This is a genomic window from Micromonospora sp. M51, assembly GCF_018070305.1.
GTDB classification, from domain to species: Bacteria; Actinomycetota; Actinomycetes; order Mycobacteriales; family Micromonosporaceae; genus Micromonospora; species Micromonospora parva.
In genome coordinates this window covers 1-7325 of the sequence record NZ_JAGPXZ010000271.1, presented here as the reverse complement: position 1 = coordinate 7325, position 7325 = coordinate 1, and the positions used below count along the sequence as shown (strand labels likewise).

Genomic DNA, 7325 nt, shown 5'->3' with positions numbered 1-7325 from the left:
ATTCCGACCTGGCTGTACGGGCACGAGCCGGCGAACCTGTTCGCGGGGCGGATCGCCAAGTACTTCTCGAACGCGATCCGGGAGGACACCATCCTGCGCCTCGCCCGGGGTGGCATCGTCTTCGCGCCGGGGCGGGCGGGCACCGTGCAGGAGGTGTTCCAGGCGGCCACCAAGACCTACTACGGCACCGACGGGGCCAGCGGGGCGTACATCTTCCTGGACCGCGACTACTGGACCGGGGAGTTGCCGGTGGAGGCGCTGCTGCGCCCGCTGCTGGCCGCGTCCCCGTTCGGTGACCTGTCGTCGACGATCCACCTGACCGATGACGTTCGCGAGGCCGTACGCCTGCTGACGACCTGACGACCTGACGACGACGGCCGGCCCCCGTGCGGGGAGCCGGCCGTGGGTGGGACGTCGTTACTTGGTCATCGTGGTGCCGGTGGAGCGCAGGTGCTCGCACGCCTCGACGACCCGGGCGGCCAGGCCGGCCTCGGCGGCCTTGCCCCAGGCGCGCGGGTCGTACTGCTTCTTGTTGCCGACCTCGCCGTCGATCTTCAGCACGCCGTCGTAGTTGCGGAGCATGTGGTCCGCGACGGGGCGGGTGAAGGCGTACTGGGTGTCGGTGTCGATGTTCATCTTCACCACGCCGTAGTCCAGCGCCTCGCGGATCTCGCTCAGCAGGGAGCCCGAGCCGCCGTGGAAGACCAGGCTGAGCGGCTTGTCCTTGCCATACTTGGCGCCGACGGCGTCCTGGATCTGCTTGAGGATCTCCGGACGGAGCTTGACGTTGCCCGGCTTGTAGACGCCGTGCACGTTGCCGAAGGTCAGCGCCGCCATGTAGCGGCCCTTCTCGCCGAGGCCGAGCGCCTCGACCATGGCCAGGCCGTCCTCGGTGGTGGTGTAGAGCTTGTCGTTGATGGCGTTCTCGACGCCGTCCTCCTCGCCACCGACGACGCCGACCTCGATCTCAAGGACGATCTTGGCCTTGGCTGCCTCGTCGAGCAGCTGGGCGGCGATCTCCAGGTTCTCCGCGACCGGCACGGCCGAGCCGTCCCACATGTGCGACTGGTAGAGCGGCTGCTCGCCGCGCTTCACCCGCTCCTGCGAGATGCCCATCAGCGGACGGACGAACCCGTCCAGCTTGTCCTTCGGGCAGTGGTCGGTGTGCAGGGCGATGTTGACCGAGTACTTCTTGGCCACCTCGTGCGCGTACGCGGCGAACGCGACGGCACCGGTGACCATGTCCTTGATCGAGGGGCCGGAGAGGTACTCGGCGCCACCGGTGGAGACCTGGATGATGCCGTCGCTCTCCGCGTCGGCGAAGCCCTTGAGCGCCGCGTTCAGCGTCTGGGAGGAGGTCACGTTGATCGCGGGGTACGCGTACCGGCCAGCCTTGGCGCGGTCCAGCATCTCCGCGTAAGCCTCGGGGGAAGCGATGGGCATGTGATGCGCTCCTTACTTACCACTCTCGGCCGTGCTGGCCGCTGTTCTTCATTTGTGCGCCGGACCGCGCTGTCCTCCGCCGGAAGTATCCCGTAGGTGAGGTGCGCCGGAACAACCGACCCGGGTGCTAGCCGTTCACCGGCGGCCCGGGTTGTCCGGCACGATGACGCTGATCAACCAGGTCACCACTGTCATCACGATGGCTCCCCAGAACGCCGCCCAGAATCCGTCCACCTGGAACGGCAGGTCCAGCCCGCGGGCGATCCGGTCGGTGAGCAGGAACAGCAACGCGTTGACCACCAGCGCGAACAGGCCCAGGGTCAGCAGGTAGAACACGCAGCCGACAACCCGGATCACCGGTTTGAGCACTGCGTTGATCACACCGAAGATCAGCGCCACCACGATCAGGGTGAGGGCGGTGTTGCCACCCGATCGGGCGTGCACGTCCACCCCGGGCACGATCAGCGTGGTTATCCACAACGCGACAGCGGTGATCGCCAGTCTGATGAGGAAGCCCACGGCACCATCCTGGCATCGGGTCACGTCGCCGAGGGCTGATTCGGCCTACTCCGCTTCCGGGCGGTACGCCCGCCCAGCCCGTACGGTGGGTGGGAACCGTGCCCCGAGACCCCCGGGAGGGACGATGGGTCAGCCCGATGAGGACTTCACCCCCGGCGACCACCTCGCAGCCGACGAACGCGACCCGGAGGCCGATCCGGCGGACGCGGTCGAGCAGGCCACCGTCGCCGGCCCCGCCGACACCGACGGTGAGCCGCACCGCGGCCTGGAGGTCGACGACTGGGACGCGATGGAGCAGGCCCGGGTGGTCACCGGGGACGAGGACGACTACCGCTGATCCCGCCACCGGGACGGCTGCCCGTTGCGCCAGAGGGTGCTCAACCGTTCGGGCCGTTCGACAAATATCGATCCCAAAGGGTTACCGGAGGAGCTGACGGCTCCCTAGGTTGGACGAGCGCCATAGGCATCCCCACGGGAGGACCCCCATGCTCAAGCACTGGCTCCGCTGGCTGACCGGGCTCGGCGCCGCCGGCGCGTTGGTCGCTGCCTCCGCCACGCCCGCCGTCGCCGCGGCCCCGATCGCGCCCTACTTCCAGGACACCACACTGGCCGTCGGTTCGGAGCCGGCCACCCGCGCCCTGCTCCTGTACGCCAACGAGCCGACGACCCTGTCCAAGGTCTCCGTGCGGTACGACTATCGCTCCCTGGCCAACAAGATCACCGTCGTCTCCGAGGAGGACGGCCAGCGGTGCACCGCCCCGGAGCCGGGCGTTCTCGTCTGCGAGGAGCCCTTCGACGTCGTCCTCTACGAGGAGCCGCCGCTCGGCAGCGGGATCTACCGCAACGGGCTCAAGCGGGTGCGCATCGGCCTCACCGAGGATGCGCAGCCCGGTGACTCCGGGGACGTCGTGGTCAGTTTCCAGGCGGCCGGCGGGCGCAGCGGCAGCTACACCTCGCGCGTCCGGGTCGGCGAGGGCGTCGACCTGGCCGGCGGGCCGTTCACCACCGCCTCGGCCAAGCCGGGTGGGAAGTTCTCGGTGCCGCTGGTCGTGGCCAACGCCGGCGACCGGACGGTCGAGGGGTTCGTCGCGGTCTTCGACCTCGCCTACTCGATCCGGACCACTGACCGGTTCAGCAACTGCCGCTACGCCGACGACCACCTGGTCTCCTGTCAGTTCGACGAGGAGATCCCGGTGGGCACCGGGCTGGCCGCCACGCTGAACCTCGAACTCGCCAGGGACACCTACGCCCCCACCAACCAGTCCGGCTACGCCCAGTTCATGACGGTGGCCGACTTCGAGGACCTGACCAAGGTGCGGAAAGCAGTCGGCGCCCGGGCGGCCACCCCCGGCAGCGGCCCGAAGCTGACCCTGGCCAAGACGTCCGGCGCCACCCGGCAGGCCGACCAGACCGACGTCAACCCGGGCAACGACTACACCGGGTGGACCATCAAGGCCACCGGCACGAACGGCACCGACCTCGCGGCGATCGGGGCCGCGCTCAAGGGCACGGCCGGCACCGTCGTCACGGCCACCGTCGGCTTCCGGAACAACGGCCCGGCGACGCTCGACAATGTGAGCGAGGAGTACGAGGCCGCCACCCACACCGACGTCGAGCTGCCGCCGGGCACCTCCGCCGTCGAGGTTCCCAAGAACTGCTGGTTGCGGCAGGACAGCACCCGCACGTACCTGTGCGCGTCGGAGATGCTCCTGGTGGCCGGGAAGACCTACACCATGGCGTTCCGGCTGCGCATCGACAAGGTCATCCCCAACGCCCGGGGCGCGGTACGGGTCAACGCGCCGTGCGAATGCCCCGCCGGTGGCGGCTTCAAGGCCGACATCAAACCGGCCAACGACAAGGCCGCCATCGTGGTCAACGCGGCCCAGAGCGGCGGCGGTCAGGACGATGGCGATGGCGGCGGTGGCGGCGGCGGTTCGCTGCCCATCACCGGCGCCCCCACCAACCTGATCGCCGGCCTCGGCGTCCTGCTGCTCGTCACCGGTGCGGGCAGCTACCTGATCGCCCGCCGCCGGAACAGCCGCTTCGTCGCCTGACCCACCCCGCACGACCGGTGCCCCGCCGTCCCGTACCCGGCCGGCGGGGCACCGTCGCGAACGCCCCGTCCCCCGTCACCGAACGGGGTTGACCCGCTCCGGGTGCTGGGCCACCCACTGCGCCAACCGGTCCTCGGCCAGCGCGGCGAGAAACGCCTTGCCCAGCTTCGGGTCCAGCGGCAGCAGCGTACGGTCGTCCACCGGCTCGCCGACCGGGAGGCTGAGCCCCACCGGGTCGACGCTGTCCATCTCGGGTAGCACCGCCACCAGCCTGGTCAGCGGCAGGCCGTCGTCGTCGACCGCCAGACCCTTACCGGGGGCCGACAGCAGCCCGGCGAGCCGCACCGGGTTGCTCAGCACGTCCTTAGCGGACACCGCTCGGATCAGACCGGCGACATAGCGCTGGGCGTTACGGTCCCGGTCGAACGCGCCGTCGGGAAGGTCCCGCCGTTGCCGCAGCAGGTCGACCGAGGCAGCGCCGTCGAGCCGCTGACAGCCGGCCGGGAAGGTCCGACGGGTGTGCCAGGACTCGACCTCCTTCGGCAGGCAGACCTGCACCCCGTCGACCGCGTCGGTGATCCGGCGCAGCCCCGCGAAGGTCAGCACCGCGCCGGCGTCGACGCGTACCCCGGTCAGGTCGGCGACCACCCGGCGGGTCAGGTCGTAGCCGGCGTCCAGGTCGGGCCGGGGCTCGCCGGCACCGGTGAAGAACGCGCTGTTGAGCTTGTCGACCCCCCGGCCGGGGATCGACACCCCCAGGTCGCGCGGCAACGAGATGAGGTACGGCCGGCTCCGGTCGGCCGGGATGTGCACCAGCAGGACGGAGTCCGCCAACCGGTACGACGGTTGCTCACCGAAGCCGTCGACCCCGAGCAGCAGGACGTTCAGCGCCTCGGACGGCGTGCCAGCCGGTTGACCGGACAGCGACGGGCCGTCGACCGGCCGGTCGGGGCGCAGTTGCGGCACCCCGACTCCGAGCGCGGCGAGCAGGGCGAGCGTGACACCGGCGGCCTGGAACCGCTGCCGGCGGCGACGGCGGGTAGCGGCGAGCCGGTCGATCGACGCCCGCAGTGGGCCGGTCGACGGGGTCAACGGTTCGTGCCGAACGAACGCGGCACGCAGGTCATCCTCGATCATGGTCACGCCTCCACGTACTCGGCCCGGAGCGTCGCCAGGGCCCGGGAGATGGACGAACGAACGGTCCCGACGGCACAGCCGAGGATGTCGGCGATCTCCATGTCGGGCAGGTCCTCGTAGTAACGCAGCACCAGAGCGGCCCGCTGCCGGCGTGGCAGCCGAGACAGCCAGGACCAGATCTGATCCCGGTCCACGGCGGACTGGGCATGGTCGGTGAGCGCCGGCACCGACGCGTCGGGTTCCCCGCGCAGCAGCACCCGGCGAACCCACGAGCCGCGCCGCCAGTCGACGTACTGGTTGGTGAGCATCCGGCGCACGTACCGCTCCGGCGAGTCCGCGCGGGCGACCCGACGCCAGTTGAGCTGGACCCGGACCATGGTTTCCTGAACCAGGTCCTGGGCCTGGTGCGGGTCACCGGTCAGCATCACCGCATACCGCAGCAGCGGGGCCAGCCGCGTGTCCGCGAACTCCTCGTACGTCACTGCACCTCCCGGGGGCTCCTGTCACAGATGACGGGAGCGGACCGACCGAACATTGCGGTGACTCTGATCAACCTTTTGGCTCGTCTTAGGCAATGGGCGGCTCCACGGGGTGCAGTGAGCCTGAGCGATTCCTTAAGATCCGCAGGCTCCACCTGATCCCCCAACTGGAGGAACCCCCTCATGCTCACCCACTCCACCCGGCGTTGGCTCGCCGGGCTGGGCGTCGCAGGCGCGTTCGTCGCCGCCTCCGCCACCCCCGCCTTCGCCGCCCCTGCGGCCGAGTTCGACCTGTACTTCCAGGACGTCACCGTCGCCGCCGACTCTGCTGGCGTCGTCCGGTCTCCGTCCCTGTACAGCAGCGAGTCCACGGTGCTCAACGAGGTCTCGGTGCGTTACGACTACAGCAGCCTCGCCGGCAAGATCACGCTGGCGGGCGAGAGCGGCAACGACTGCGCCGCCGACGGCGATGGCGTACTTCTCTGCCGCGAACAGGTCCCGGTGACCATTGACGAGCTGTTCGGCGGCTTCTTCGGCGAGGTCGTCATCGCGCCGACCGACAAGGCGACGAACGGCGACACCGGCGAGCTGAAGATCAGCCTCAAGGCCGCCGGTAAGGACATCGCCAGCTACACCTCTCGGGTCCGGGTCGGCGAGGGCGTCGACCTGCAGGGCGGGCCGGACACCACGGTGACGGCGGCACCCGGCGGCAAGTTCCAGGCCCCGGTGACGGTGTTCAATGTCGGCACGACCGAGGTCGATGGTGTCGTGGCCATGTTCGACACCGACTACGGCATCCGGACCAAGGAGCGGTTCGACAACTGCCTCTACGCCGAGGACTTCCTCTTCGCCTGCATCTTCGATGAGAAGATCCCGGCCTCCGCTGGCGCGACGGCCACCTTCAACTACGAGCTGGCCACCGACACCTACGCGCCGGGTCGCGAAAACAGCTACGCCTGGTTCATGACCCCGGCCGACTTCGAGGACCTCCTCGCGATCCGCGACGAGGCCGGCGCGGAGAAGGCCCGCCGCGGCAACGGCAAGACGCTGTCGCTGAAGGCGGTCTCCGCCGCTCGCGCGGCCCGTGCCGTGCAGACCGACACCGAACCCAACAACAACTTCAGCGGGCTGGCTGTCGACGTCACCGGCAAGAACGGGGCCGACCTGGAAGCCGTCGGTGCCACGCTCAACGGCAAGAAGGGCGCCGAGCTGACCGCTGCCCTCGGTTTCCGCAACAACGGTCCGGCAACGCTGGACTACCTCCGCAGCGAGGCCAACGTGACGTACGTCGACGTGACGGTGCCGACCGGCACCACCGCCATCGCGGTGCCGATGGAGTGCGCGCCGCGGACCGGTAACGACGTTGAGTGGCCGGAGGCGGGCAGCCCCGGCGCCGGCGAGTACCGCTGCTACCCGGGCCCGTTCGCACCTGCGGGCGAGACGCTGGCCGGTGAGTTCACGTTCCGGATCGACAAGGTGATCACCAACGCCACCGGCACCGTCAAGGTCAACGTGCCGTGCGAGTGCGAGGGCGGCTTCTACGACGATCTGAAGCCGGCCAACGACGTCGCCAAGATCCTGGTGAACGCGGCCGGCGGCACGGGCGGTGGCGACGGTGACGGCGACGGCGACGGTGGTTCGCTGCCGATCACCGGCCAGTCCACCGGCCTGATCGCCGGCCGCGTTCACCAGG

7 protein-coding genes and 1 pseudogene are annotated in these 7325 nt (G+C 69.9%); 4 read left to right on the top strand and 4 right to left on the bottom strand.

Annotated elements, in window-relative coordinates:
- Positions 1 to 360 (top strand): annotated as a pseudogene (locus KBX53_RS16275) (hypothetical protein); the annotation flags it as partial.
- 57 nt (positions 361 to 417) lie between these two features.
- Here KBX53_RS16275 and fbaA read toward each other — a convergent pair.
- Both fbaA and KBX53_RS16265 read right to left on the bottom strand, forming a co-directional pair.
- A complete protein-coding gene (gene fbaA, locus KBX53_RS16270; protein ID WP_030332138.1) occupies positions 418 to 1443 on the bottom strand; it encodes a class II fructose-bisphosphate aldolase in 1026 nt (341 codons plus the stop codon).
- Positions 1444 to 1578: 135 nt separating this feature from the next.
- Complete coding sequence (locus KBX53_RS16265) at positions 1579 to 1962, bottom strand: phage holin family protein (RefSeq protein ID WP_210860147.1); 384 nt, start codon at positions 1960 to 1962, stop codon at positions 1579 to 1581.
- Between the two features lie 124 nt (positions 1963 to 2086).
- On the opposite strand from KBX53_RS16265, the gene KBX53_RS16260 reads away from it, so the two are divergent.
- Both KBX53_RS16260 and KBX53_RS16255 read left to right on the top strand, forming a co-directional pair.
- Positions 2087 to 2299 carry a hypothetical protein gene (locus KBX53_RS16260; RefSeq protein ID WP_030332135.1) on the top strand — a complete coding sequence of 71 codons (213 nt, stop codon included), beginning with the start codon at positions 2087 to 2089 and terminating at the stop codon, positions 2297 to 2299.
- 148 nt (positions 2300 to 2447) lie between these two features.
- On the top strand, positions 2448 to 4016 hold the full coding sequence (locus tag KBX53_RS16255; protein ID WP_210860145.1) for an LPXTG cell wall anchor domain-containing protein: 1569 nt from the start codon (positions 2448 to 2450) through the stop codon (positions 4014 to 4016).
- Positions 4017 to 4091: 75 nt separating this feature from the next.
- Here the strand turns inward: KBX53_RS16255 and KBX53_RS16250 are convergent, their stop codons facing one another.
- On the bottom strand, positions 4092 to 5153 hold the full coding sequence (locus tag KBX53_RS16250) for an LCP family protein (protein ID WP_030332131.1): 1062 nt from the start codon (positions 5151 to 5153) through the stop codon (positions 4092 to 4094).
- 2 nt (positions 5154 to 5155) lie between these two features.
- Positions 5156 to 5635: a SigE family RNA polymerase sigma factor gene (locus tag KBX53_RS16245; RefSeq protein WP_030332130.1), complete on the bottom strand. Its 480-nt coding sequence runs from the start codon at positions 5633 to 5635 to the stop codon at positions 5156 to 5158.
- 180 nt (positions 5636 to 5815) lie between these two features.
- Here KBX53_RS16245 and KBX53_RS16240 point away from each other — a divergent pair.
- A partial coding sequence (locus KBX53_RS16240) for an LPXTG cell wall anchor domain-containing protein (RefSeq protein WP_210860144.1) occupies positions 5816 to 7325 on the top strand: 1510 nt, incomplete at its 3' end.